The organism is Luteolibacter pohnpeiensis (assembly GCF_016595435.1).
Classification (GTDB): Bacteria; Verrucomicrobiota; Verrucomicrobiia; order Verrucomicrobiales; family Akkermansiaceae; genus Luteolibacter; species Luteolibacter pohnpeiensis.
Map to the genome: position 1 here is coordinate 22,571 of NZ_JAENIJ010000017.1, position 24,923 is coordinate 47,493.

Sequence of the window (24,923 nt, forward strand, 5' to 3'; positions counted from 1 at the left end):
CACTTTTGATGAGAATCTCATGAGATGGCCGCGCTTTTCCGAAAAGCGCTCAGGCCGGTAGCTCGAATTGAAAAGTCACGGCATTGGGGTCCTCAAACAAAACCTTCAAGTTGCCACCGAGCATGGTGGCAATTTCACGCGCGAGTGAAAGGCCGATCCCGGCACCCGGGCTGTCGGCATTGGCTTGTGGCCCGCGTTGAAACGGCTCGAACAGACGATTCGAATTTTCCGCCGAGAGCGAGCCCCGGTCGTTGGAGATGGATAGCGCGAATCGTTCCTGGGTGCTCAGGAGTTTGACGGTGATTTTTCCACCCTTCGGACTGTGGCGAAATGCGTTTTCGATGAGATTGGTCGCGAGAATATTGAACAAACCAAGATCGGTAAAAATCGGCACGAGCTCATCGGATTCCCTGATGATTTCTGCTAGATGCGAGCTCTGATCGGTTTCCTGCTCCATCTCGATGATGCGGCTGATCAGGTCCTCCGGTGGAAATTTCTGTTTGCTGATGCGCTCAAGGCCACCTCTCAGCCGGGCCATGCGCATTAGGCTGTTGATCACCACTCGCATGCTGGAGGTGATCTCCATTGCCGCTTCCATGCGTTTGCGCAAATCGAGTGTTTCGCGAGGTCGATGCAGCGCCGCTTCGAGAGTGGAGTGAATGCCGGCGATGGGTGTCCGGAGTTCATGCGCCGCGTGCAGTGCGAAGTCCCTCTCATGCTCGCGCGCGGCTTCGATTTTGGTGAGAGTGGTATTGAACGCTTCGGCCAGTGGCACCAGTTCGCTCGGAAGGTCGACGGGGATTTCGAGCGGTGGATTCTTTTCCTGTGTGGTCCGCTTCAACAAGGCGGATGACAAATGGCCGATGGGAGCCAGGGTGCGTTTGGAAATGAAGATGATTGCCAGCCACAGGGTGGTGACTGTTGCGAGTGTGGCGAGCAGAAGGTGCTTGCGGATGGAGAACAGCTGCTTTTCCAACGATGAGGTCTCACGGGCGGTGACCAGAATTTGAGGCAGCTCTTCGACTTTGCGGTCGATGCCAAGCCGTGCCATTTCGGCTTTTCCTTCTTCGTCCAGGAATGGCAGATGCATGAGACCGACCGCACGTCCCGCGCGACCGTCGGCGAATTTAATATCGCGAATCACCGGTTGATTCAGCGCTCCGTGAAACTTTGGCAGGTTTTCCGATTTTAAATCGGGTGAACGCAGGGTTGTGTTCGAATTGATGTCCCAGAACTGGAAGACACCGCTGATGCCGGGACCGTCGCCGGATTCCATCGCTTCATGCCATTCATAAACCACTTTTCCGCCTTCCAACTCGGAGTATTTGGATAGAATCGAAGCGCTTTGGAAAAGCTGGAGATCCAGTTCATGCCGCAACGATCTGGCTATCGCTTGATAGACGCTGAAATTCGCGATCGCCAGGACGAGCGCGGTGAGCAGGCAACTTCCGAGTATCAGGCGTTTGCGGATCGATGGATGCTTCATGAATTCGGTGGGCCTAATGCATAGCCATAACCGCGACGAGTATGGATCAGATCAGGCTTGTCGCCATCATTGAGTTTTTTCCGCAGGTATCCAATATAAACATCGACGGCATTGCTGGATCCGCCGGTGTGATCTTCATAAACATGCTCCCAAATATCGGTGCGGGACACCGGTTCGCCCGCGCGTTGGGCAAGGTATTCCAAGAGGTGATATTCGCGGCGTGTTAGATCGATTTCTGTTTTGCCCCGTGTGACTTTCTTGTGGACGCAATCGATCTTGAGATCCGCGATTTTCAGAATGGATGACTCGTTGCCATACGAGCGGCGGCTGAGCGCGCGGATGCGGGCCACCAGCTCCGCAAGATCGAAGGGTTTGACCAAATAATCATCGGCCCCCGCATCCAGTCCTTCGATCCGTTGCGATACGGAATCCCGCGAGCTGACCACGAGAACGGCGGTCTTGTCCTGCAGTTCACGCAGCTTTCTCAGAATCGTCAGGCCATCGATTTCCGGCAGCATGATATCGAGAATGATCACATCATACGGATGATTCCGTGCATACCACAGCCCTTCGTCACCCGTTGCGCTGCTGTCCACGGCGTAGCCTTCTTCGCGTAAGTATTCCTCCACATTGTGGCGGAGTGGCGTGTAATCTTCGATTAATAGGCAGCGCATGATTTGGTGATTTCAGATTAACGAAGCATGCCAATCATGAGAGAATCATGAGGGAAGAGCACGATAAATAACCGCTCTGACAGAATTCAATCTGTCAGAGCGGCGACACATACAACTCCTTCTGTTGAGGGGTTTCCGATTCGTTTGTTGGGGCGTCACAGGATGGCTGGCCCCGTTCCCCTGGCGCCATCACCATCCAGTTCCACTTCCATCATCCTGTCTGTTGGAAACTTGAGTGATATCTACTCTGAGTTTGATGATAGTTTGATGATAAATCAATGGTCGCGATCACATCATCGATGCGCACCTGGTGGTTTCGATTCGGCAAAGCATATCAAAGATGCTGATCCCCGGCTGAAGGGGGGATCGACGTGTTTTGTTAGAATGGTCGTGCCATCAGGCCGCTCCGAGGAAACAAATCCATATTTTTCGTAGAAGCGAATGGCCCGCAGATTGCCGGGAGTCACTTCCGCTTGGACTACCGAAAATTCATTGGCTCCCGCCCATCGGAAAATTTCTTCTAGCAACGTCGATGCCCAGTGATTGCCGCGCAGAGCCGGAGATACCCACATTTGCAGTAGATCGCCGGTTTCCGGATGGATCTCACTCCGATATAAAGCCGCAAGTCCTAGCGCGCCTTGAGTGGAGTCGACGAGTATGAATGTCGCCCTGTCCGGGCCTGTTGCGCTTGAGTGGGTCTGAGATTCCCAACTTTCATCAGTCCGCAGCAGTGCATCCGCGTAAGTGGAGGCAAAAGCTTCGGGCGATTCCTGAAGCGATTCGAGCCGAAGGGCACGATAGAGCGGCCGATCATCGGTTGTTAGACGGCGGATATTCATCGCATCGGATGGTTGGAAGGAGAGGCAAGCGCCACGAATCATGAGATTAAGCTTTCAAAACACGGTTCGTGGACGTTGTTTTGAATCGATCATTCCATCAATCCCCAAAACCGATGCGATTTCTGCCGCTCATTGCAGCCCTGCCATTTCTTGCCTGCAACCGTGCTCCGCAAGCCCGTCATCGGGTGGAAAAGTATACCCGGCTCTCGGTGCCTGAACTTTCGAAGTCGGTCTGGACGTATCAACCGATCCGCGAATGGAAGAGTTCCTCACCGTCAAAAGGGGCTTCGGGTTATCTTGTGGGCGAGTTGAATGCCGGGGATCGGGTGGTGTTGGAAAGCGGCACCTCGATTGGGTTCAACGGCAAGCACTTGACCATCGATGGGCGACCCGTCCCAACGGAAGTTCGCAATGTTTACATCGATGGTGCCGGCCATCAGGTGAATCACACGTTTATCCGAACCTTTGATTGAGTCGTGACGGAATGGAGATCTCAGTTCGCAAGTCCCTCGTAGTGACTCCTGAGAATTTGAATGGCCTTTTCTCTCCATTGGAGAGAATCCTGCCCGGCATTTCTGAGGAACCAACTCATCCGTGATGGATCGAAATTTGCTCCCTGGCGATTGACGTCCGAGATGGCGCTGGAAAGCATGCTGCGGAAATTCTTGCGCAAGTCGGCATCGCTGGAGCGGATTCGCCGCGACGCAAGATCGGTATTCATTTCCAGGATTTTGGTGACAATGGGCATTTCCTGGGCGTCGGTTAGAATGGAAAGTGCGGTTTGATTCTCCGACAGTTGAGTGTCGAACCGCAGGCCGGCAGAGGTTGGGTTCAAGGTGCCGATGGCAAAAGCAACCCGTGTCATCCGGTCATATTCCGCGACCTCTTGCGCCTGGGCGAGGAAGGTGGAGAGAGGGATTTCGGTCCATTTCCAGGTCCGATCCAACCGGCAGGCAAAGCGGCGGACTTTGCCAAAGCGAGTTCCCTGCGACCAAATATCATCGCGTTTGGCGGTTAGATAGCTTGCCAATCCAACCACGCGGCGGGTTTTGTTCACGACCACCGGGCCGCCGCTATCGCCTTGGATCATTTTGGCGCTGACCTCGACGGTATCGTTGTTAAGGCCCAGAATTTTCCCATATTCTGCCGCTACGACTCCTGCGCCGCCGCCATTTCCGAGGACTGAAATTGGAGTGCCGACGGAGATCTGGTTTTCCGGCCCGACGATTTCCAGGAACGGACCCGGATCGTCTTCGAAGACCTGTAGACGAACCAGATCAATGCCCTCCGCTGCTTGCAAATCACCGAATTTGGTAAACTTGCGGCCCTTGGTGTTCACCACCGACAAGTGGGTGTTTCCGGCTAAAACATGGGCTGCGGTGTAGAGGTAGTATTTCTGGCCATCGCGAATGATGCACCCCGTGCCCTGGGATTGGTCGCCCTTGATGACCACTACGGCATCGACTGCGGAAGCATCCGCTTCACCGGTTTTTGGGGTAGGAGCTGGATTATTGAGCGGGGTAGAGCGGCTGCCAAATGCTGGTGATGCTTCTGGCGCGGGTCTGTTGTCGCTGCCAATCGACGCTTGTGAGGTTTCGGCGGCGTCTGGCTCAACCTCAACACTGTGGCCATGGAGTGCTTCGAGTTGGGCGTTTGCTTTTTTGAGTGCCCGCTCCAGATCCGCGATTTTCCAGGAACTTTGTGATTCCAGATCGTCGCGGCGGAGTCGGGCTTTCGCCAGCTCTTCGGCACGTTGTTCGGCGCTTTTGCCCAGCTGGAGTTTGAGCGAACGGACTTCGCGCTCCAGAGACTCGATTTTATCCCGATCCGACTTGTCTTGGCAGCCTGTGCTACTGATCAGAGCGAGGCAGAGGAATAGTCGAATCGGGAATTGTTTCACGAACTTAAGCAATCAAAGCTTTAAGTCGATTGCAAACCTCCTCGACGTTTGCCCGGGAATTAAACGCAGAAATGCGGAAGTAACCTTCGCCTGCGGAGCCGAAGCCGGAGCCAGGGGTGATGACGACTTGGGCTTCCTGCAGCATTTTATCGAACATGTCCCATGAGCTGAGGCCCTTCGGGCATCCAACCCAGACGTAGGGTGCGTTTTTACCGCCGAAAACTTGCAGTCCGGCAGCAGTTGCGGCTTCGATCAAAAGCTTCGCGTTGCCCATGTAATGTTCGATCAGCTCATTGACCTGGGCCTTTCCTTCCTCGGAAAAGACTGCGGCAGCAGCTTTTTGAACCGGGTAGCTGGCACCGTTGAACTTGGTGCTGTGGCGGCGGGACCAGAGCTGGTGAAGCGGGATGCGCTCACCGGTTTCAGTTTTGCCGGTCACGGTTTTAGGAATGACGACGTAGGCGCAGCGCACGCCGGTGAATCCGCCGTTTTTCGAGAATGAACGGAACTCGATGCAGCAATCCTTGGCTCCCTCGATTTCGAAAATGGAGTGTGGAATCTCCGGATCCTGGATGAATGCCTCATAGGCCGCGTCGAACAGGATGATGGCATCATTTGCTTTCGCGTAGGCGACCCATGCTTCAAGTTGCGCGCGGGTGGCGACGGAACCCGTCGGGTTGTTGGGGAAGCAAAGGTAGATCAAATCCGCCTTTTCGGTGGGAACATCGGCTACGAAACCGTTTTCCGCATTGCAGGGGAGGTAGAGCAGACCTTCGTAAGCGCCTTTCGCATCAGCATCGCCCGTGTTGCCGGCCATGACGTTGGTATCGACATACACCGGATAAACCGGGTCGGTGATGGCGATGGTGTTGCCTTTGCCAAAGATGTCCAGGATGTTGCCGGTATCGCACTTGGATCCATCCGAGATGAAAACTTCGTCGGCGGAGATGCCAAGGTCGGCAAATTGATTGTCGACGATGGCTTGGCGGAGGAACTCGTAGCCTTGCTCAGGGCCATAGCCATGGAAGGTTTCGCGATGCGCCAGCTCATCGACACCCTCGTGCATTGCTTTGACGATGGCTGGAGGCAGAGCCTCGGTAACATCGCCGATGCCGCAGCGGATGATGCGTGCAGCCTTGTCCGGGTTGGCTTCGGTGTAGGCTTTGACCCGGCGGCCAATTTCAGGGAATAGGTAGCCGGCTTTTAGTTTCAGGAAGTTCGCGTTGATCGTGGCCATGGGAGCGGAGTGTTTAGCCAACGATCCCGGGCCGCGCAAGGGCGGATCGGGGGTGGATTCAAGGAATGAAAAGCACCTTTCCCTGGCGGTCAGGAGCGTTCAGGCGGGCAATGGCATCCGCGTGGCGCTCCAAGGGGAAGGTTGCATCGACCGCTTGGCGGACCGTCCCTGCCATCAGCCGCCCTGAAAGATCGAAGTAAAGACGGTGCGCCTCCGCATCATCCGCCTGATCCAGCCACCGGGTGATCCACAGACCGCGAATGTGGATGTCTTTGAAAATAAGCAGCCCATTTGGGACGGTCAGCGGTTTGCGCCCCATCGCGCCGTAGGTGATGTGCGATCCTCCCTCGCGAATCAGTTTCATCAGTCCGAGCGCGCTATCGCCGCCGACGGCGTTGAACGCGAGTGCTGCATTTGCTCCGCCGAGCACTTCTTTGGCAGCAGCATGGCCATCTTTATCATCGAGAAACACATGATCCGCGCCGAGCCCCTGCAACTCCTTGATCAACTCAGGTCTCCGCAGAAACGAAATGGTGCGCACGCCCAAGCTGGCCGCGAGTTGGATGACACATCGCCCCACACCGGAGTTAGCTGCGTTCTGGACGATCCAATCGCCCGGTTTCAGCTGGCCGAAGCCATTCAAAAGTCTCCAAGCGGTTGCTGGATTGACCTTGAGCATGGCTGCCTGGATCGGATCGATATCCTTCGGTAGCTTGAATAAGCTTGAAGCCGGCATGACCGTGTGAGTTGCCCAGGTCCCGGCACGACGCAGGAAAAGCACTTCATCACCCGGTTTGAAATCGGGAGACTCGCTGATTTCAACCACGCCGCTGCCCTCGATACCCGGAGTTGCGGGGAGATCGAGTTTGATCCCATACGTTCCTTCAATCGTGTTCAGGTCCGCCGGGTTGATGGGAGCGGCAAGCATTCGCACCAAAACCTCGCCAGCTGCGGGCTTCGGAATTTCAAAGGATTCCAATTCGAGAACCTCCGCTGGGTCTCCGAGTTGTTTCAGGATGATGCGCTTGCCTGTTGCCATGGGCAAACATGCAACGGATTGAGCGTCTTCCAAATGAAAAATCTAGCGGCTGACGCCGCGCTTCGAATTTTCGATGAAGTGAATCAGGTGAGCGACTTGCGGGGTTGAGGCTGCACTGAGTGCTTTCAGCGAGCTGATCGATGTCGCCAGGTTGCCATCCTTGTGGAGAAACAGTTTTTTGTAAGCCACCTTGAGGGCACGAACGTCATCCTCCGGGAAACCACGGCGTTGCAGGCCGACCAAGTTCAAGCCGCGAGTCGTGCCTGGATTGCCATCAACAATCATGAATGGGGCGACGTCCTGAACGATTTTTGCCGCGCCTCCAACAATGGAATGTGCACCGATTCTGACGAATTGGTGCACGGCTGCCAGACCGGAGACAATGGCGTGATTTTCCACCTCAACGTGGCCGGCCAGGCCGACACTGTTGGAAAGAATGATGTGGTCACCCAGTTGGCAATCGTGAGCTACGTGGGAATAGCAAAGGAAGAGATTGTTCGAGCCGATACGGGTCGGGATGTCTTCCATGGTGCCGCGGTGGACCGTGGTATTCTCGCGGAACACGTTGTGATCGCCAATTTCCAGATAGGTTGGCTCCCCGATGTATTTCAGGTCCTGGGTTTTCCCACCGATCGCTGCAAACGGGAAAAACTCGTTGCCACGGCCGATCTTGCTAGGGCCCTCCAACACCACATGGGAATGGAGAACGCAATCGTCACCGAGCTCGACTCCGGCCCCGACGATCGAAAACGGTCCGATGCGGACGTTGGTGCCGATCTTGGCTAGAGGGGAAACTATGGCGGTTGGATGGATCACGCCGCAATCACGCCGGACTGGCGATAAAATGACGAGTGAAAATTTCAGGCTCGCAGCGTGTGCCGGGACTGGCCTGCGTGAGTTGCCCGATCAGGATTCCGGAGCCTCGATGAAGATATCGACCTGTTGGCCGACGTAGAGCGGCGGATTTTCCGGCCGATCCAGTGAGTAAATCACTTGCAACACCCGCGTGTCCACGCGCTCGGTGCTCGCTCCAGTCAGCGAAACCTTCGGAATGACATAGGGTTCAACGCGGATGAAATGAAGCGGAAAGGTGACACTCGGATCGCCCTTCAAATAACCGTAAGCCTGCTGCCCTGGGCGGATGCGGATCGCGTTTTGCTCATCCACGTCAGCACGCACTTGCAGCTTGTCGGTATCCCCCAAGATCATCGGCGCTTCCTGAGGTGAAGTGGCGGCGTATTCTCCGGCACGGATATTCATCTGGATGATGGTGCCGTCACGCGGGGCGCGGACGGTGAGGCGGCTGATCAGCAGATCGATCCGCTTGAGCGAGGTTTCAGTGGCGGCGAGACTTGCCTTGGCTGCTTCCAATTGCGCTTTGTAGACGTCGACATCCTGGCGCCGGTTTTCGACATCATCCCGGCTGAAGGCCTGACTATCGCCGACGGAGCTGATGCGTTGATACTGGGCGGCGGCCTTGGCCAATTGCGCTTCGCTGACGCCAACCTGTGCTTGGTCGATCTTTTGTTGCGCAACGGAGGAAAGCCGCTCTGCCTGGAGCTCACGGTCGTCGAGCGAAAACAGGCGATCTCCTTTTTTTACGGAATCATTCACCTTTACGAAAACCTCCGTCACCAGACCGGGCGAGGGGACGCCGATGGTGACGTTTTCGCTCAGCGCCTCGAGAATTCCCGTCGCTGCCACCGCATCGGTGAAGGGTTTGGGCGGCGGATTGACCGGAGGGTTTTCCGCCTTTGGCATTTCGCGCTCCGCCTGGGTGCGGGAAACCATGAAAACAGATGCCAGACCGATCAGGGCAACCAGAATGGTGCCGAAGCGAACAAGTTTAGAGGAAAGATTCATCGGTTACCTTCAGTGAGGGGTTTCGTGTTCGAAGTGAGGGGTTTGCTGGTGGTCCTGCTCGGTGGTTTCCACGATTTGACCGTCGTCCATCCGGGAGATCCGGTCTGCGTAGGAAAAAATCCGACTATCGTGGGTGACGATGATCACGGCACGGTCTGGTGAGCAGGCTGCTTTGCGAAACAAATCCAGAACGATTTCACCACTCTTGGCATCGAGAGAAGCGGTCGGTTCATCGCAAATGATGAGAGGTGGTTCGTGGACCAAGGCGCGGGCAATGGCGACGCGTTGTTGCTGGCCGCCGGATAATTTGTTGGGTCGTTCTTTCCAGCGATCTCCAAGGCCGACTTTTTCAAGGGCCTCTCTGGAGCGTTTGAGCGCTTTACCACTTGAGACGCCTTGGATGCGCAAGGGAACTCCGACATTTTCCGCAACCGACAAAGTCGGGATGAGATTGAATTGCTGGAAGATGAACCCGATGGTGTTTGAGCGGAAACGGGTGAGCGCACCGCCGGACATTTTTTCCAGCGAATGGTCAAATACGCGGATGGTGCCATTATCGATGCTCAAGGTGCCGGCCAGGGCGCTGAGAAGAGTCGTTTTGCCACATCCGGATGGACCGACAAGCATGGTGATTTCGCCGGTGCGGGCGGTAAAATCGACCTGCTTCAAAACACGGATGCGATTGGGGCCGTCGCCGAAACTTTTTTCAACGCTGCGCGCGTCAACGACAACTTGTGATGGAGATGAGGAGGGAGGCGTCATCGGTTAGGCGCGGAAAACCATGGCGGGTTCGTAAAGGCTCAGGCGGATGATCCCCATCATCGCGGCGAGCATGCAGATGCCTTGGATCACGAAAAATGCGACCACAGGGATCTGCCACGGCATGTAAAAGGGCATGCGTTGTTGGAATGCGATGGCGGCGAATCCCGAGGTGGCTAGCAGGCCCATGCCAAAGCCGATCGTGCCGACAGTGAGGGCCTGGAGAATCAGCATGACGCTCAGTCTGGCATTGGACGTGCCCATCGCTTTCAAGGCACCGAGGTGCTTCAGGTTATCCAACACGAAAGAATAAAAGGTTTGGCAGCAAATGGCGATGCCGACAATGAATCCGATGATCACCGTAGTTCCGAATGAGATCGGGATGCCTGTGTTTCTCACATACCACCACACGGTGGAGGTGTTGAAATCCTTTTGGTTTTTGTTGAACCCCCGATTGACGTAGGCGCGCAGGCCTGTGTTTTTTTCGATCTCAAGTGCCGCTTGGTCCGCCGTCATGCCATCGATTGGAGCGGCGATGACTGCGGATAACATCTTGCGCTGCGCCGGGCTGTATTGGAGCGCGCGCTCGTAAGTGGTCCAGATGTATGGGCCACCGGTGAAGGATTTGGCAGCCTTGCAGATGCCGACCACACGGGCCTCAATATCGTTGATTTCAAATCGATCGCCGATTTTGACCCGCTTGCTCGGGTCCTTGGAATCGGACGAAAGGCGTGACGTTGCCAATTCATCAATGATCACAGTATTTGGCAACCGCAGATCTTCGAGCCTGCCCTCGACCATTCGTTGCGGCGCACCAGCCAGTGATGCGGCATCAATCCCGACTAATTGAATCGACTTGTAACTTCCATCCTCCAGTCGTGCTCGTTGAAGGCCGCTGTAAAGTGGCATTGCCCAGCGGACTGCAGACACCGAGCGCACGCGGGCGACGTCTGTATCACGCATCGGGTTGGTTTCATTGATTTGCTCCACCCTTTCTTCGACCACATAGATCGGCGCGGAAACGTTCTTCAATGTCGAAGTGGTCCAGCGGATCAGTCCGCAGAACACCGACGACTGCTGGACCATCAAAAACGTGGCGAAGAAAAGTCCGGCGACCAGCATCAGATACTTGGCCGTATCTCCGAACAGCATTTTGAGAGCGAGCCCGATCATGCGTTGAGAAAGTTGAATGCGACGATTCCTCGGGTGGAATGACCGCGGCAACCTCCGTTCAATCGGGCAAAATGGCGAGTCCTAATTTTTAAAATTTAAAATTAAACGACTAAAACAAACGATGATTTCACAAGGGAAAATCAGCTCTCCACCAAGGTTCCTTCCGTAACTCCGAGTTTCTCAAAAGCCCTCACATTATCGAGCAGGGTTTCCGCATCGGAGCGGCCGGAAAGCAGATTTTGGTAGGCTTGAATGGTGCGGAGGGAACCGAGATCATCTTCATCCAAAAGCTCTACCCGGAAGCGCGATAGGCCGGTGCTACGAAGTTCATCGTAGAAGCGGGCACCGGTTTGAGCGCGGCCGTTGAACAGGGTGTTGCGGCAACCGACATCCGCTTGGAGACGGTGCAGCTGGCCGACCCGATCCCGCAAGTGCACGACATGATTTTCACACGGCCTTCCGCAATCCTTATACGTCGTCCCGCTGCTGAGGAAGGTGCAGAACACGCAGTGCTCCATATGAAACATGGGCATGTGTTGATGCAATGTCAGCTCGAACCAATGATTGGGAACGCCATCCAGCAAGTCGAGCACTTGGCCGATGTTCAAATCATAGGAAACGGTGAGGTGATCCAGTGAGGCATTTTCCATCAATAACTTCGCCGTGATCGGGTTGGCAACGTTGAGGGAGAAATCTCCGATTTTGATCAGGTCACTACGATCTTTGTAGTAATGGAGCGAAGCGAGATTGCGCAGCAGCAGGCCATCCGGCTCGGCTCGCTCGATGAGTTTGAGGTAGCCGGTTTCACCCGGTTTGAGAATGCGCGGGGTGGCGAGATGGATTTTTGCCTCCGGAGTGGTGGATTGCTCGCGGAAAAGGCTCACCGCCTCTTTGTATCGCCGTGGATCCTCAAAATCACAGTAAACGGATGTCACTCCGGAATCGATGGCGGCATTTACCTGAACCATGCTGCGGCAGAGGACGGACAAGCTCGGCGGTGCAGGCGTCTCATCATGAATGATGCTGGGAAGGAGATCCCGGAAAGTGGTGGCGATCTGCGGAGATGGGGGAGCCTCAGTGACGGTGGAGTCGAGTTTTTCCACCAGATCCCGGCGAAGTTGATTCAGTGCCGACAGCGGAAAGTGGCAATCGCCATGCAGTTGATTGTCGAGCGATGCGAGTTCGTAGGGAGTGTCGCCAAGCCGCGATAATTGTGCGGTTAGAACCTCCGTGTCCAATGGACGCTTCTCGGCGATGCCTAACAACGTTTCCGAACGAACCGAATGACTTCCGTGGCGGAGCGTGATCGGCTCGCCTGGTGAGCCGGATACCGTTAGATGCAGCGGGGTCTTGCGCTGGGCTGGTTTTGCGTTTTGCCAGAATCGGCGGATTTCCGATTCAAGTTTTGGATCGGATGTTTTGTAGAGAGTGTGACCGGGCTGGATGCGTGAGAAATTGATGCCGCTGTAGGTGCGATGGAAAATGAGACGGTCGCCCTCGATTTTCCAAATGCGGGCACCTTGCTCGAGATCACGATTTTCCCCAGCATCAAACACAACGCCATCACCCGCTGCAATCGGGACGCCTGTGGTGTTCTTGAGGGTGATCCAGCCATGGCCGCAGGCTTCGATTTCGCCGAGCACGGGGCCGCGCTTTTTGCCGAACCGGCCGTGAGTTAGGTAGGGGTGATTGGTTCCCGCAAGCCAGCCGGTGGTGAGGCCACGCGAGAAGGTCATCTCAAGCTCGTAGCGGTCCGATGGGGTGATCGGATTCGGTTGGTCGGAAAGAGCTGCATCAATGGCTTTCCGATAAACACGTGTGACTGCGGCGACATATTCCGGTGACTTCAGACGACCTTCGATTTTGAAGGATTTCACTCCAGCTTTCACCAAACCGGGAATCAAATCAGCCGCTGCGAGATCTTGCGGGCTCAGCAGATAGCGATGCTCTCCCATGTCGCGCGTTTCGCCATCGACCACCAGTTCATAGGGCATGCGGCAGGCTTGAGCGCATTCGCCGCGGTTCGCACTGCGTTGGCCCAGTGATTCGCTTGTTAGACATTGCCCGGAGTAGGCCACGCAGAGCGCGCCGTGGACAAAAACCTCCAGCGGAGTTTTCAAATTCAGGGACTCGATGCTTGCCGCATGGAAGCGTTCGATTTCCTTCAAGGAAAGTTCTCTGGCCAATACCGCGCGCTCCATCGGAAAAAGGGATTCGACGAAGGCGAGCCCTTCAGGCGAGGTGATGGTCATTTGAGTCGATGCATGAAGCTCGACATTCGGGGCCACCGTGCGTGCCAGTTTGGCCAATCCGAGATCCTGGATAATCAGCGCGTCGACTCCGGCTTCAGCGATTTTGCGGAGTTGTTTTTCAGCCGATTCCAATTCGCCGGTGAAGATGAGCGTGTTCATCGTGACGAATCCCTTCACACCGTGCCGATGCAAAAAATCCATCAACTCCGGCAGGTCATCATCGGTGAAATTGTCCGCGCGCAACCTGGCGTTAAACCTTGGTAATCCGAAGAAAATGGCATCCGCACCAGCGGCAACCGCGGCGCGCGCACAGTCCCAATTTCCCGCAGGGGAAAGTAGTTCAGGAGTGGAATTTGGCTCAGTGGCGCGTGGCATATCGGAGTGAAGCACGCGCTCCAATGAAACAACAGTCGCGATTTGCAAGCCGATAGATCGCAAGGTCAACCCAGGCAAATGCGTAACGAAGGGAAACTTTACCTGCGTGGTGGGGTTTGAGTGTGTATCATCCAATATTGCCATGTTCCCGAAAGCTAACGACTCTTGGACGATTTTTGAGGCCGCGCATTTGTTGAATCGCGCGGGTTTTGGCGGTGACCCGGAGCAAATCAAGCGCATCCATCAGCTGGGGCGATCCGCAGCGGTGGAGTGGTTGTTAGATCCTGAGGAAAATATCGAAGCGTTTCCGCTGCCACCGTGGTGCGCTCCAGATGCCGTGGCCGAGCGCATGAAAGAACAGGCCGCTGCCATCAGTGCGGTGCGGATGAATTCGGGTGATCAGTCTGCGGAAAAAGTGGACATGAAATTGCGCGATACCCGGCGTGAATTTCAAAAAGAAAGCCGTGAGCAAGGCATCGAGGCGCGGGCTTGGTGGTTTCGGCGAATGCTGCTCACGAAAGCTCCGTTGCGTGAAAAAATGACGTTGTTCTGGCATGACCATTTTCCATCCTCGGATCAGAAGGTCAAAGAACCCGCTTTGCTCATGCGGCAAAACCAGTTGTTCCGCGAGCATGCGTTGGGAAATTTCAAGGCGCTGACACATGCGGTCACGGATGATCCGGCGATGATGCTTTATTTGGATGCGCAGAATTCGAAGAAGGACCAGCCTAACGAAAATTACGCCCGTGAATTGATGGAATTGTTCACGCTCGGCGTCGGTCATTACACGGAGGACGATGTGCATGATGCCGCGCGGGCCTTCACCGGACGCCGCTTGAACCGGGAGACTGGTGAAGTCGTTCAATTGCGTCGACAGTGGGATGCGGGCAGGAAGACACTGTTCGGGAAAAGTGGTAAATACGACGCCAGCCAAGTGGTGGATCTGATTTTTCAACAAGGTCAGACCGCCCGGTTCATGGTGAATAAACTTTGGGAATATTTTGCCTATGACAATCCCTCCACGGATCTAACCGATTGGTTGGCGCACCAGTTCCGTGACTCCGATTATGAGATCAAGCCGCTACTTCGTCAGATGTTTCTTTCGGAGGAATTTTATGGTGAAGCGTCCATGCGGACCCAGATCAAATGCCCGGTGCAATTTCTGGTTCAGTTGATGAAGCAATTGGAAATCCATCGCCCGCCGGCTGGTGTTCCGCTGGATGGTCAACGCGAACTCGGGCAGATTTTGTTCACCCCGCCGAACGTTGCAGGCTGGGATTGGGGGAAAGCCTGGATCAACACCAATACCTTGCTCGCCCGCTACAACCTTGCGGGAGTTCTAACAAAAAGCACCCAGCAGAACAAGAGGATGACCCGCGATTGGCCGGGACCTGATTTCAAGGAAATCGCTCCGATGAACACCCGGAAGGATCCGCAAGCACTGGTTGATTCGTTGGTGTTCCGTTTTTTCCAGGGAACTGTCCCTGACAAGGCCCGTATCTCTTTCATCGAGTATGCAACCTCCAAGGCGGAAGGGAAATTTACCGATACCGAAATTGGCGAGCTCTGCCATTTGATGCTGAGCACGCCGTATTATCAACTCACCTGATTCACGATCATGAAAACTCGCCGCGACTTTTTGCGTTCCACGGTCCTCGGGGCTTCCGCAGCCTGGACGATCCCGATGTTTATCGATCGGACGTTCGCTCAACTGCATGAAGAATCCAAGGATCTGGCCATCCAGCCTGTCACCGGAAAAGATGATACGATACTTGTCGTACTTCAGCTGGCTGGCGGGAACGATGGATTGAATACCCTGGTTCCCTACGCGGATGATGCCTACTATCGCGCCAGACCGAAGATCGGAAAGAAGGCGAAGGAGATCATCAAGCTGGACGATCATGTCGGCCTCAATGCCTCGATGCCCTATTTGGGCTCTTTGTTCAAAGAAGGTGGCCTTGGGGTGATTCAGGGAGTTGGTTACCCGAACCCGAATCGATCCCACTTTGTATCGACTTCCATTTGGGAAACGGCTGACCCGTCGCATCGCGCAAACACCGGGTGGCTCGGTCGGTATTTCGATCACGCATGCCAAGGCGCGGATCCAACGGTTGGCATCAGCTTCAACAAAACCCAGCCGGAAAGTTTCGGTGCTTTGAGAAATCCGGGAATTTGTCTGCACACCCCGGAGTTGTATCAATGGTTGCACGGTGGATCGGACAAGGCGCAGGCCGAGGAGTTTTTCGCCAGTTTGAACCAGCCGGAAAAGACGACCGACGCGGATGATGAACCTAGTGGTGGTGCATCAATCGGCATGGCGGCAGGTGGTAAAACCGGTGGAATTGCCGGCGAGTCGAACATTTCGTTCCTGGAACGCGTGGCGTTGGATGCGCGAGTTAGCTCGAAGCAAATTCTCGAGCTTGCGGCCAAGCACAAAACCAAGGTTCGTTATGATGGAACGCCGATTGCGCGTAATCTCAATCTGGTGGCGCGAATGGTTGCCGGTGGCATGCCGACCCGGGTTTATTATGTCAGCCACGGTGGCTTTGATACCCATAACCAGCAGGTGAATTCACACGACCGTTTGTTAGGCCAGCTTGATAGCGCTCTCAAATCGTTCTTCAGCGATCTGAAGGAGCAAGGAAATGCGGATCGTGTCACGCTGATGACCTTTTCAGAATTTGGAAGGCGCGTTTCGGAAAACGCCAGCGCTGGAACAGACCACGGCAAAGCTTCGTGCATGTTCGTAGCCGGGCCATCGATTCAAAGCGGTTTGCATGGCGTTTATCCTAGCCTGACAGATTTGTCGGAAGGGGATCTTCGCCATTCAGTCGATTTCCGCAGCGTTTATGCAACGGTTCTCGAAGATTGGCTCAAAGCCCCCTCCGCATCGCAGATCTTAGGAGCGACCTACCCCAAGATGGGCTTGGTCCGGCGAGTTTAGGTTCAGCCCGCCCATAGCGGAGCTGGTGCCGAGTGATTTGATCCGGGTGGATGATGGATCTGTGAGTCAGGTGCCCTGTCGATTGAAAACAGGTAAACCTTTCCCACGGATTACCGCCATCGGATCACTCGGCACTTTGCGCTTTTCTCACTTCTTCTTCTTACTGTTCTCGAGGCCTTCTTTCACCTTGGTCTCGATTTCCTGATAAAGCGCCTCATCGTTCTTGAGGGCGTCTTTTGCGGCATCGCGGCCTTGGGCCAGTTGGTTGCCGTTATAGGAGAACCACGAACCACGTTTTTGCACGATCTCAAGCTCCAGGGCCAGGTCGAGCAATGAGCCGGTATTCGAAATGCCTTCGTTATAGACGATGTCGAATTCTGCCTCGGTGAATGGAGGGGCAACCTTGTTTTTGACGATTTTGATTTTGGTCCGGCTACCGGTGACGGAGCCATCGGTTGCTTTGATTTGACCGATGCGGCGGATGTCGATCCGAACCGATGAGAAGAATTTCAGGGCGCGGCCACCAGGGGTGGTTTCCGGGTTACCAAACATGACGCCGATTTTTTCACGGATCTGGTTGGTGAAAATGCAGACGGTGCGGGCCTTGGAAATGAGCGCGGTGAGTTTCCGCATCGCGGCGCTCATGAGGCGGGCCTGGGCACCGACGGTGGAGTCGCCGATTTCGCCATCGAGTTCTTGTTTGGTCACCAATGCGGCGACCGAATCGAGAACGATCACGTCGATGGCATTGGAGCGCACCAAGGCTTCGCAGATTTGCAGGGCTTCTTCACCGGAGGAGGGCTGGGAAACGAGAAGGTCGTCGATATTGACGCCAAGTTTCTTCGCATATTGAGGATCGAGCGCGTGTTCCACGTCGATGAAAGCGGCAAGGCCGCCTTTTTTCTGCGCCTGGGCGATCGCAGTGAGTGTGAGAGTGGTTTTACCGGAGGATTCAGGGCCGAACACTTCGACGATACGGCCGCGTGGGAAACCGCCTACGCCCAGAGCCCGGTCGATCAGCAGGTTGCCGGTCGGGATGACATCCACGTCCACTCGGTGGCCGTCCCCCATGCGCATGATGGCAGCTTCGCCGAATTCCTTCTGAATGCTGGAGATGGCGAGGTCGAGGTTGCGCTTGCGTGCTTCTGCAACTTTGTCTGCTGCGGTGTCTTCGGTAGATTTGGCGGCCATAAGGGATCTTGTGTTGATTAGAGCATTTCAGGATGTGGGAAATTAGCAATAAAAAGATGTTCTCTCGAACAAAAAAGTGCCTCAACCAACAGTGTTGGGATTCGCGCAATCGCGGCTTGCCAAGTCCTGCTGTGGGTGGGGATAGTTGCCACCGGTGAAACGTTGGAAGGCTTGGTTTTTCGGATGGTTGATGATGCTGGTGGCGGGAATTTCCTGCTACGGGCAAGAGGCACCATCGTGGATTGACCAGGAGGATTTGCCGCAACCTCCAGCCTTCGGGGTCTTGGATGAAGCCGGGTTGTATACCCGAAATCCAGAGGGGCTTAGGAGGATTTCCGATCTGGTGCGAGGTCTTGAACAACGCCATGGGTTCAAAATTTACGTGGTGATCGAGACGGTTTTGGATTCGGAGGGGAATCCAGGCGAACGGGCGATGAAGCTCTATCGGGCATGGCTGCCGAAGGGAAATGGTCTGGTGGTGGTTTTCCAGAGAGACACGAAAATTCTGGGATTTGGCCGCGATTCCGAAGTCGCCGAAGATCCGGATTTTCTCAAACAGCTGGTGCCGTCGTATGAGACGACAAAGATACTGTGGGATGAGTGGAACGGATTTGATCGATCCGAGGCAGCGGAGGTGTCTTTGGAGAATCTGGTGCAAAGCCTGGTCACCAAGTATGAGCGGTATTTTCAGAGTTTGGAGCAGCCGCCGCCCAAATGGCGGGCTTTCCGACTCTGGCTCATGGCGATCGGCGGGATATCCGTGCTGGCGCTCGCTGCATTTGCCTTGGTGTGGTTGGTGCGGCGGTTGGGAATTGATGCACCCCAGCAGTTTCATTTTCCGGAAATGGAGGTGCCGGAGCGATTGGGGGCGCCGTATGGGGGCGGCATGGTTAGCTCGCGTCGCTTTGACGGCGGCGCTGCCGACGATCTTCCGCGTTGAGGCGGCTTTTGCGAACCGGCAGGTGCTGGGGCAGCAGGGCGGAGAACAAATGGACCAATGGGTAAGCGCATAGGGCTAGCAGCACCCCGCTGGTGAGAAATCCGAGCGTGAAGTCAGCCGCTTTTGGTCCCAGAAATGGAGGTTTCGGCACGTTGAGGCTATCGTGCATCCATTGACCGAGCTTGAATTGCGCTGAAAAGACAAACGGAATGGTCAGTGGATTGGTGATCCAGCAAGCGGCGACGGCAAAAGGGACATTTGCCTTCGCCTTCATCGCGATCAGGGCGGATGGAATCGTCTGGAACGGGATCGGCATCATCGAGAAAAACAAGCCGATGGCGATGCCGCTGGCGACGGTGTCCCGGCAGGGGACCCAGAGGTTGCGATTGAATAACGGCCTGGTGAGGGTTCGCCACCAAGCGAGATTGCGGAGGCGACGGTGGCGCAAGGCGCGGAATGTTCTCCGCACCAACCTCAGATACCGAATTTTCAAGGTGATCTTGATGCCGCTACGTTTTGTCCGGGATTCGCACGAATCAACCGTAAATACCTTGCCGTAGTTAATTTCTCCTAACAGTCTTGCCGCATCTTGAACATGGAACCTTGGCAAGCATTTCTCCTCGGTATTATTGAAGGCATTACCGAGTATCTTCCCGTCAGTTCAACCGGCCATTTGGTGGTGGCCCAGCGATTGATGGGCATCGGAACGGTCGATTCTTTAGACAAAATGGCGGCGGATGCATTCGCCATCTGCATTCAGGGTGGCGCGATTCTCGCGGTGCTCGGACTTTATTACAAGCGAGTTCTGCAGATGATCATGGGCGTTCTGGGGAAGGACCCGGAAGGCTTGAAATTGGCAATCGCGATCATCGCCGGGTTCATACCGGCGGCGATTTTGGGCATGCTTTTCAATGACTGGATCGAAGAAAAACTGTTCTCCCTCTGGCCGATCATTTTCGCCCTGATTGTCGGCGGAGCTGCGATTCTTGGAACCAGCTGGTGGCGTAAAAAACACCCGGCGGTCGGCGGCGGGAAGGATTTGATCGATCTCACCTGGAAGATGGCGGTGATCATCGGCCTGATGCAATGCGTGGCCATGTGGCCTGGCACCAGCCGAAGCCTGATGACGATCGTCGGAGGCGTGCTGGTCGGCTTATCGCTGCGGGCTGCGGTGGAATACTCGTTCCTGCTCGGCGTGTTGACCTTGACTGCCGCGACCGTGAAGAAGGCGGTCTGGAAGGTGGATGGTTTTGGCGGCCAATATGATACGCTCTTCGGCGGCACCAAGTTGATGTGGGAACACTACGGCACGGTGCCGTTATTGATCGGCATTGTGGCTGCTGCGGTTTCGGCGGCGATTGCGGTGAAATGGTTGGTAAGCTACCTCCAAAGCCACGGCCTCACCCTCTTTGGCTGGTATCGCATCGCGATCGGACTGCTGATCGGCGGTTTGGTCGCCAGCGGGGTTTTCTCAGCCTGAGGATTTCCGGCTTCGAAATTTCTGAATTCAAATAAGGCGGGGTAAGCGGATTACGCTAATCCCGCCTTTTTCTTTTTCGTTTCCTCATACAGGCCGCCGATGAACAGCAAGCATGCGGCCGTGCAGATGCAGGAATCGGCAACATTGAAAGTCGGCCACCAGCCACCGCTGGCTGGGACGATTTTGTCGTAGAACGGCAGCTTGATGGAGATGAAATCCACCACGTAGCCGGCTGATAGTTTGCTCCAGAAGCTGGCACCCTGCATTTCCGGCAAGCGGAAGCCTTGGACCAATCGATCCGTGAGATTGCCGAAAATGCCGCTGATCAATAAGGCCACGGCAATTTTCGAAATCAGCAAATGGAACGCGCCCCGTTTCCAAAAAAACGCGATCGCTGAAATCGCGATGATCGGGACGAACAGGAAAACGATCGGAGCCCAGGCGCTGCCGTTGCCGAAGCCGAAGGCAACGCCCTGGTTATGAACACGAATCCATTTGAAGAATCCTTCCGCAATGACGATCCCCTGGCCGTCGTAAGGAGATAGATGGTTGACCGTCCAAAACTTCGTTATCTGATCGACAACGTAGAGCGGGAGGGTGATCGCCAGAAATAATTTTGGGAAGGACATGGGGCGGATTGGTTAAGCAACTACTCGGCCAGAAATGACATCGTCGCAACGCTCACAAAGTCCGCTTTCCAGCAGTGGCTCATGCTTGCGGCAGCGTGGGCAAAGCTGGAGTTCGGTCTTGCGGGCAGTGGCCGATAGCTCATCGCCAGCGACCGTTTTCAGCTCGGCGACGATGAAGAACTCGGTGGCGAAATCGCGATCGTTCAGCAGATCGAGCAGCGGCTCATCGGCTGGGATCGTCAGCGTCACATCCGCCTCATTGTTGCGGGTGAACGCCTTGGCCTGGATTTGCGATTCGATCGCGGTCTGGATCGCACTCTTGATTTCAAAAAGCCGCTCGACCTTCTGGATCGCATCGCCTGGCGCGAATTTTGGATTCGGCTCCGGGAAATCCTGTTCGTGGATGGTTCCCTCGGTGAAAGTCGCATGCTCCCAGGCCTCGTCAGCGGTGTAAGCGAGAATCGGTGCCAGCAGTTTCGACAACGCGACGAAAACCTCATGCATCGCCGCTTGCGAAGCGATCCGGCGCGGTGAACTCGGTGCGTCGCAATACATCCGGTCTTTCAGTGCGTCGATGTAGATCGCGGAAAGATCGGCGGTGCAGAACTGGTTCAGCGAGTTGAATACCTTGCGGAATTCGTAGGTTTCGTAGGCCTTGCGGCACTCAGCAACCACCTCGTGCAGACGCTCGAGAATCCAACGGTCCAGCAAAGTGTAGGCCGGTTCGGCAGGCGCGGTTGCCGGATCGAATCCATCGAGGTTGCCGAGCAGAATCCGCAGCGTGTTGCGCAGGCGGCGGTAGGGTTCCGCGACCTGCTTGAACAATTCCTCGCCGAACGGCACTTCGTTTTGCCAGTCCACCGACGACACCCAGAGGCGCACGATGTCGGCGCCGTATTGGTTGTAGAAATGCGCGGCATCGATCGGCTTGCCGGCTTTTTCCGCTTCGGATTTGGAGAGCTTTTTCTTGTCCTTATCGACCACGAACCCGTGGGTCATCACCGATTTGTAAGGTGCGCTGCCGCGGTAGGCAGTGCTGAGCATCAACGAGCTCTGGAACCAACCGCGGTGCTGGTCGGTCGCCTCAAGATAAAGATCGGCCGGTGCGTGCAGCTGGGAATTTTGTTCCAGCACGGCGACGTGCGAGCAGCCGGAATCGATCCAGACGTCCAGCGTGTCGCGGCATTTTTTCACGCCTTCCGGCAGACCGAGAAGCGCGGCGAGTTCGGCGTCGGATTTCTCGAACCAGAGGTTGGTGCCTTCTTTTTCCACCAGATCGGCGATCTTGCACGCAAGCTCGGCGGAAAGGATGGCCTTGTTGTCCTGGTCGAAGAAAACCGGCAATGGTACGCCCCAGGTGCGCTGGCGTGAGATGCACCAGTCAGGCCGGGATTCGACGGTTCCGTAGATGCGATTGCGACCCCATGCAGGCAGCCACTCGACCTTGTCGATTTCGGTGAGTGCTTGACCGCGAAGGGTTTCCAGCGAGATGAAGAATTGCTCCACCGCGCGGAAAATGATCGGCGTTTTTGAGCGCCAGCAATACGGGTAGGAGTGGCTATAGACTTCCTGGCCGAGCAGCATGCCTTTGTCCGTGAGGATTTCGATGATGCGCTCGTTCGATTTGAAAACGTGGCGGCCGACCAGTTCCGGCATGCCGACTTCGTCGGTGTAGTTGCCTTCGTCATCGACCGGGGAAAGCACGCCCAGGCCGTTTTGTTGGCCGGCGACGTAGTCGTCCGCGCCGTGTCCTGGGGCGATGTGAACCGCGCCGGTTCCCGCGTCGGTGGTGACGAAATTGGCGAGGATCAGTTTTGAAGTTCGCTCAAGGAAAGGATGTTGCGCGAGCAATCCTTCAAATTCGCGGCCTTTGATTTCTCCGAGTGTCTCCGCCAGGGCAAAGCCGGTTTTTTCAGCGAACAGCTCGACCAATTCGGGGACGATGACCAAGGTTTCGACCTGATCGTCCTTAAGGAATTTGCCGATGATGTAAGTGAATTCCGGATGCAGCGCGATGCCGAGGTTGGACGGCAAGGTCCATGGGGTGGTGGTCCAGATGACCATCGAGGCGTCCGCCAACGCAGGCGAAACCGCTTCGCCGGCTTGCAGCGGGAATTTGACGAAAATGGCCGGGCTTTGCTTGTCGTGGTATTCCACTTCGGCTTCAGCCAGAGCGGTTTGCGCGCCGTAGGACCACTGGACCGGCTTCTTCGATTGGTAAACGCAGCCGCCTTCGACGAGCTTCGCAAAAACTCGGAGAATATCGGCTTCGTAGCCGGGATTCATCGTCAAATACGGGTTTTGCCAGTCGCCGAACACGCCAAGACGGCGGAATGAGGCGCGCTGGATGTCGATGAATTTGCTGGCGAATTCGGTGCAACGGCGGCGGATTTCGCCCGGCTCAAGACCGGCGGCTTCCTTGACGACTTTGAATTCGATCGGCAGGCCGTGACAATCCCAGCCGGGGATAAATGGCGCGGTGAATCCGGCCATGGTCTTGGATTTAACCACCAGATCCTTAAGCACTTTGTTCAGTGCGGTGCCCATGTGGACGTCGCCGTTGGCGAACGGAGGGCCGTCATGGAGGATGAATTCCGGCGCATTTTGACTGCGGCGGCGGGCAATAATTTTTTCGTAAAGTCCGTCGTTTTCCCAACGCTCAAGGCGTTTCGGTTCGTTCTTCACCAAGTCCCCGCGCATCGGAAATGTCGTTTGCGGCAGGGTCAGCGTGTCTTTGTAGTTCGGGGCGGCGGCGCTCATGACGGGGCGCGGACGCTAGCAACCACGGCGGACCGGGTCAACCACGGGGAATGTCCGCGTTTGCAATGGGATTTCCGCGGAATCGCCTCCAGACCCAGGCGAGGATCAGCGGAATGGCGACCAAAGTCACCGGCCACAATGCATCCAGCGGGGCGGTTTTCTCTCCCTGACTGAGCCGATCGATGAAAAATCCGATCAGCGGTGCCCAAATGGCTGCGACTAAAGAGCTGGCTTGGGACTCAATGCTGAGGGTGGTCGCCGCCCGGCTTTCGTTGCCATCGCGATCGAATCTGCCGATGTGGATCGGGCGCCAGAGGTTCTGAAGAATGCCGAGAAAGATGAAAATCGAGATCGCCAGCCAGCCGACGCCAGTGACCAGAGCCAAGCCGAGAATCATCATGGAGGCGATGGAAAGGAGAAAGATGCGATCGATGGCCGGCTCGACTCCACCGCTGGAGGATTCAAAACGATGTGCCGATTTCGACGCCTTGCTGGCGAGAAAATGCAACACCGCGTAGGAAAGTCCGCTGAAAACCGCAGTCCGCTGCTCGCCGCTGAGAGAAAGTCCTAGCGGTAGGGCGATGACCGATGCCTGCACCACGATTTGCAGGTAATCCTTCACCACTGGATAGCCGCCTTCGAATGCGATGCTATCCATGACCAAGCGACGCACCGAACTTCGGGAGATCACCTCCTTGAAGCCATCGACCAGGTGGCGGTAGGCTTGTTTCAGACCGCCGCCGGGTGCAATTCCGGCATCGAGCGATGCTGGATAGGTGGCGAGGTTGATCAGATTCAGAAATGCTGGGATGGCACTGAGCAGGAACACCGTGGAGAAATTTCCGGTGATGAAAACCAGCACGGCAGCAATCAGGGATGAAAGCGCGGAGCCCATTTTTGACCAGGATCGGGTGTAGCCGTAAATCTTGGTTCGCTCGTTTTCACGTCCTTGTTGGCGCAGCCACGTGTAGATCAAGGTTTTGTGAGTGCCATCGCGGAAAGCGTCGGCAGTGCCGTAGAAAACCATCGCAAAAACCAGTAGCCAGGACTGGGCAGATAGCCCGAGTGCGAGGTAGGAGATGACGTAACAGGCCATGCTGACGACCATGCAGCGACGGCGGCCGAAGGCATCGGCCAAGGCGCCTGAGGGGATCTGGCTGAGGTGACTGGCAACTTCTCGAACCGCGATCAAGCCGCCGATGCCCAGGAAATCGATTCCTCGCTCGCGCAATGCCAACAGCAGGAATGCATCAAAGAACCGGAGGTTCTTGAGAAAGCCATAAAGTGAAAAGCGGGCGAGCATGGCGACGGGCCGAGGCATAGCGTGGATACCGACATTTCATCGACGAAATTCTTGGAGTCTCGAATTTTTTGCCTATGAC

Annotated in this window: 21 protein-coding genes; 5 read left to right on the top strand and 16 right to left on the bottom strand. The window is 55.6% G+C overall.

Annotation, left to right across the window (positions count from 1 at the left end; all coding sequences use genetic code 11):
• Window positions 1-49: 49 nt before the first annotated feature.
• From JIN85_RS11555 to JIN85_RS11565, 3 genes are all read right to left on the bottom strand, one after another.
• A complete protein-coding gene (locus JIN85_RS11555; RefSeq protein WP_200270819.1) occupies window positions 50-1,486 on the bottom strand; it encodes a sensor histidine kinase in 1,437 nt (478 codons plus the stop codon).
• Window positions 1,483-2,160, bottom strand: a complete 678-nt coding sequence (locus JIN85_RS11560; RefSeq protein ID WP_200270821.1) for a response regulator transcription factor — start codon at window positions 2,158-2,160, stop codon at window positions 1,483-1,485. Before JIN85_RS11560 ends, JIN85_RS11555 begins: the two co-directional genes overlap by 4 nt.
• Before the next feature lie 293 nt (window positions 2,161-2,453).
• Entirely contained in the window at window positions 2,454-3,041 is a 588-nt protein-coding gene (locus tag JIN85_RS11565; protein WP_200270823.1) for a GNAT family N-acetyltransferase, read from the bottom strand.
• A 71-nt stretch (window positions 3,042-3,112) separates the two neighbouring features.
• Here JIN85_RS11565 and JIN85_RS11570 point away from each other — a divergent pair, with 71 nt between their 5' ends.
• Window positions 3,113-3,472 carry a hypothetical protein gene (locus JIN85_RS11570; RefSeq protein ID WP_200270825.1) on the top strand — a complete coding sequence of 120 codons (360 nt, stop codon included), beginning with the start codon at window positions 3,113-3,115 and terminating at the stop codon, window positions 3,470-3,472.
• Between the two features lie 20 nt (window positions 3,473-3,492).
• On the opposite strand, the gene JIN85_RS11575 is transcribed toward JIN85_RS11570, so the two are convergent.
• The 8 genes from JIN85_RS11575 to JIN85_RS11610 form a co-directional block, all read right to left on the bottom strand.
• Window positions 3,493-4,899, bottom strand: coding sequence for a S1 family peptidase (locus JIN85_RS11575; RefSeq protein WP_200270827.1), 1,407 nt, complete (start codon window positions 4,897-4,899; stop codon window positions 3,493-3,495).
• Between the two features lie 4 nt (window positions 4,900-4,903).
• Window positions 4,904-6,136, bottom strand: a complete 1,233-nt coding sequence (locus JIN85_RS11580; RefSeq protein ID WP_200270829.1) for an LL-diaminopimelate aminotransferase — start codon at window positions 6,134-6,136, stop codon at window positions 4,904-4,906.
• 58 nt (window positions 6,137-6,194) lie between these two features.
• Window positions 6,195-7,175, bottom strand: coding sequence for an MDR family NADPH-dependent oxidoreductase (locus JIN85_RS11585; RefSeq protein ID WP_200270831.1), 981 nt, complete (start codon window positions 7,173-7,175; stop codon window positions 6,195-6,197).
• Window positions 7,176-7,217: 42 nt separating this feature from the next.
• Window positions 7,218-7,991 (bottom strand): acyl-ACP--UDP-N-acetylglucosamine O-acyltransferase, encoded by a 774-nt coding sequence (gene lpxA, locus JIN85_RS11590; protein ID WP_200270833.1) that lies wholly within the window; start codon window positions 7,989-7,991, stop codon window positions 7,218-7,220.
• A gap of 90 nt (window positions 7,992-8,081) precedes the next feature.
• Complete coding sequence (locus JIN85_RS11595) at window positions 8,082-9,038, bottom strand: efflux RND transporter periplasmic adaptor subunit (protein ID WP_200270835.1); 957 nt, start codon at window positions 9,036-9,038, stop codon at window positions 8,082-8,084.
• Between the two features lie 9 nt (window positions 9,039-9,047).
• Entirely contained in the window at window positions 9,048-9,800 is a 753-nt protein-coding gene (locus JIN85_RS11600; RefSeq protein WP_200270837.1) for an ABC transporter ATP-binding protein, read from the bottom strand.
• 3 nt (window positions 9,801-9,803) lie between these two features.
• Complete coding sequence (locus tag JIN85_RS11605) at window positions 9,804-10,970, bottom strand: ABC transporter permease (protein ID WP_200270839.1); 1,167 nt, start codon at window positions 10,968-10,970, stop codon at window positions 9,804-9,806.
• A gap of 140 nt (window positions 10,971-11,110) precedes the next feature.
• Window positions 11,111-13,597 carry a U32 family peptidase gene (locus tag JIN85_RS11610; RefSeq protein ID WP_200270841.1) on the bottom strand — a complete coding sequence of 829 codons (2,487 nt, stop codon included), beginning with the start codon at window positions 13,595-13,597 and terminating at the stop codon, window positions 11,111-11,113.
• Window positions 13,598-13,739: 142 nt separating this feature from the next.
• On the opposite strand from JIN85_RS11610, the gene JIN85_RS11615 reads away from it, so the two are divergent.
• Both JIN85_RS11615 and JIN85_RS11620 read left to right on the top strand, forming a co-directional pair.
• Window positions 13,740-15,206, top strand: coding sequence for a DUF1800 domain-containing protein (locus tag JIN85_RS11615; protein ID WP_200270842.1), 1,467 nt, complete (start codon window positions 13,740-13,742; stop codon window positions 15,204-15,206).
• 9 nt (window positions 15,207-15,215) lie between these two features.
• Window positions 15,216-16,541, top strand: a complete 1,326-nt coding sequence (locus tag JIN85_RS11620) for a DUF1501 domain-containing protein (RefSeq protein WP_200270844.1) — start codon at window positions 15,216-15,218, stop codon at window positions 16,539-16,541.
• A 147-nt stretch (window positions 16,542-16,688) separates the two neighbouring features.
• Here the strand turns inward: JIN85_RS11620 and recA are convergent, their stop codons facing one another.
• Complete coding sequence (recA, locus tag JIN85_RS11625) at window positions 16,689-17,732, bottom strand: recombinase RecA (protein WP_200270846.1); 1,044 nt, start codon at window positions 17,730-17,732, stop codon at window positions 16,689-16,691.
• Window positions 17,733-17,886: 154 nt separating this feature from the next.
• Here recA and JIN85_RS11630 point away from each other — a divergent pair, with 154 nt between their 5' ends.
• Window positions 17,887-18,672, top strand: coding sequence for a TPM domain-containing protein (locus JIN85_RS11630; RefSeq protein ID WP_200270848.1), 786 nt, complete (start codon window positions 17,887-17,889; stop codon window positions 18,670-18,672).
• On the opposite strand, the gene JIN85_RS11635 is transcribed toward JIN85_RS11630, so the two are convergent.
• Window positions 18,623-19,282 carry a DUF2062 domain-containing protein gene (locus JIN85_RS11635; protein ID WP_200270850.1) on the bottom strand — a complete coding sequence of 220 codons (660 nt, stop codon included), beginning with the start codon at window positions 19,280-19,282 and terminating at the stop codon, window positions 18,623-18,625. The genes JIN85_RS11630 and JIN85_RS11635 overlap by 50 nt on opposite strands.
• Between JIN85_RS11635 and JIN85_RS11640 the strand changes: the two genes are divergently transcribed.
• Complete coding sequence (locus tag JIN85_RS11640) at window positions 19,268-20,152, top strand: undecaprenyl-diphosphate phosphatase (RefSeq protein ID WP_200270852.1); 885 nt, start codon at window positions 19,268-19,270, stop codon at window positions 20,150-20,152. The genes JIN85_RS11635 and JIN85_RS11640 overlap by 15 nt on opposite strands.
• A 50-nt stretch (window positions 20,153-20,202) precedes the next feature.
• Here JIN85_RS11640 and JIN85_RS11645 read toward each other — a convergent pair whose 3' ends face one another.
• From JIN85_RS11645 to JIN85_RS11655, 3 genes are read right to left on the bottom strand one after another with little or no spacing between them, the layout of a single operon-like run.
• Window positions 20,203-20,781 (bottom strand): signal peptidase II, encoded by a 579-nt coding sequence (locus tag JIN85_RS11645; protein ID WP_200270854.1) that lies wholly within the window; start codon window positions 20,779-20,781, stop codon window positions 20,203-20,205.
• 12 nt (window positions 20,782-20,793) lie between these two features.
• A complete protein-coding gene (ileS, locus tag JIN85_RS11650; protein ID WP_200270856.1) occupies window positions 20,794-23,541 on the bottom strand; it encodes an isoleucine--tRNA ligase in 2,748 nt (915 codons plus the stop codon).
• A gap of 37 nt (window positions 23,542-23,578) precedes the next feature.
• Entirely contained in the window at window positions 23,579-24,862 is a 1,284-nt protein-coding gene (locus JIN85_RS11655; RefSeq protein WP_200270858.1) for an MFS transporter, read from the bottom strand.
• Between the last annotated feature and the right edge of the window lie 61 nt (window positions 24,863-24,923).

What these genes read in the sequence shown, in the direction of transcription:
- JIN85_RS11580 (WP_200270829.1), bottom strand. Translation starts at nt 6,136, where the DNA reads ATGGCCACGATCAACGCGAACTTCCTGAAACTAAAAGCCGGCTACCTA.
- JIN85_RS11565 (WP_200270823.1), bottom strand. Translation starts at nt 3,041, where the DNA reads ATGATTCGTGGCGCTTGCCTCTCCTTCCAACCATCCGATGCGATGAAT.
- JIN85_RS11595 (WP_200270835.1), bottom strand. Translation starts at nt 9,038, where the DNA reads ATGAATCTTTCCTCTAAACTTGTTCGCTTCGGCACCATTCTGGTTGCC.
- ileS (WP_200270856.1), bottom strand. Translation starts at nt 23,541, where the DNA reads ATGAGCGCCGCCGCCCCGAACTACAAAGACACGCTGACCCTGCCGCAA.
- recA (WP_200270846.1), bottom strand. Translation starts at nt 17,732, where the DNA reads ATGGCCGCCAAATCTACCGAAGACACCGCAGCAGACAAAGTTGCAGAA.
- JIN85_RS11655 (WP_200270858.1), bottom strand. Translation starts at nt 24,862, where the DNA reads ATGCCTCGGCCCGTCGCCATGCTCGCCCGCTTTTCACTTTATGGCTTT.
- JIN85_RS11605 (WP_200270839.1), bottom strand. Translation starts at nt 10,970, where the DNA reads ATGATCGGGCTCGCTCTCAAAATGCTGTTCGGAGATACGGCCAAGTAT.
- JIN85_RS11640 (WP_200270852.1), top strand. Translation starts at nt 19,268, where the DNA reads ATGGAACCTTGGCAAGCATTTCTCCTCGGTATTATTGAAGGCATTACC.
- JIN85_RS11645 (WP_200270854.1), bottom strand. Translation starts at nt 20,781, where the DNA reads ATGTCCTTCCCAAAATTATTTCTGGCGATCACCCTCCCGCTCTACGTT.
- JIN85_RS11560 (WP_200270821.1), bottom strand. Translation starts at nt 2,160, where the DNA reads ATGCGCTGCCTATTAATCGAAGATTACACGCCACTCCGCCACAATGTG.
- JIN85_RS11570 (WP_200270825.1), top strand. Translation starts at nt 3,113, where the DNA reads ATGCGATTTCTGCCGCTCATTGCAGCCCTGCCATTTCTTGCCTGCAAC.
- JIN85_RS11610 (WP_200270841.1), bottom strand. Translation starts at nt 13,597, where the DNA reads ATGCCACGCGCCACTGAGCCAAATTCCACTCCTGAACTACTTTCCCCT.
- JIN85_RS11555 (WP_200270819.1), bottom strand. Translation starts at nt 1,486, where the DNA reads ATGAAGCATCCATCGATCCGCAAACGCCTGATACTCGGAAGTTGCCTG.
- JIN85_RS11620 (WP_200270844.1), top strand. Translation starts at nt 15,216, where the DNA reads ATGAAAACTCGCCGCGACTTTTTGCGTTCCACGGTCCTCGGGGCTTCC.
- JIN85_RS11585 (WP_200270831.1), bottom strand. Translation starts at nt 7,175, where the DNA reads ATGGCAACAGGCAAGCGCATCATCCTGAAACAACTCGGAGACCCAGCG.
- JIN85_RS11600 (WP_200270837.1), bottom strand. Translation starts at nt 9,800, where the DNA reads ATGACGCCTCCCTCCTCATCTCCATCACAAGTTGTCGTTGACGCGCGC.
- JIN85_RS11615 (WP_200270842.1), top strand. Translation starts at nt 13,740, where the DNA reads ATGTTCCCGAAAGCTAACGACTCTTGGACGATTTTTGAGGCCGCGCAT.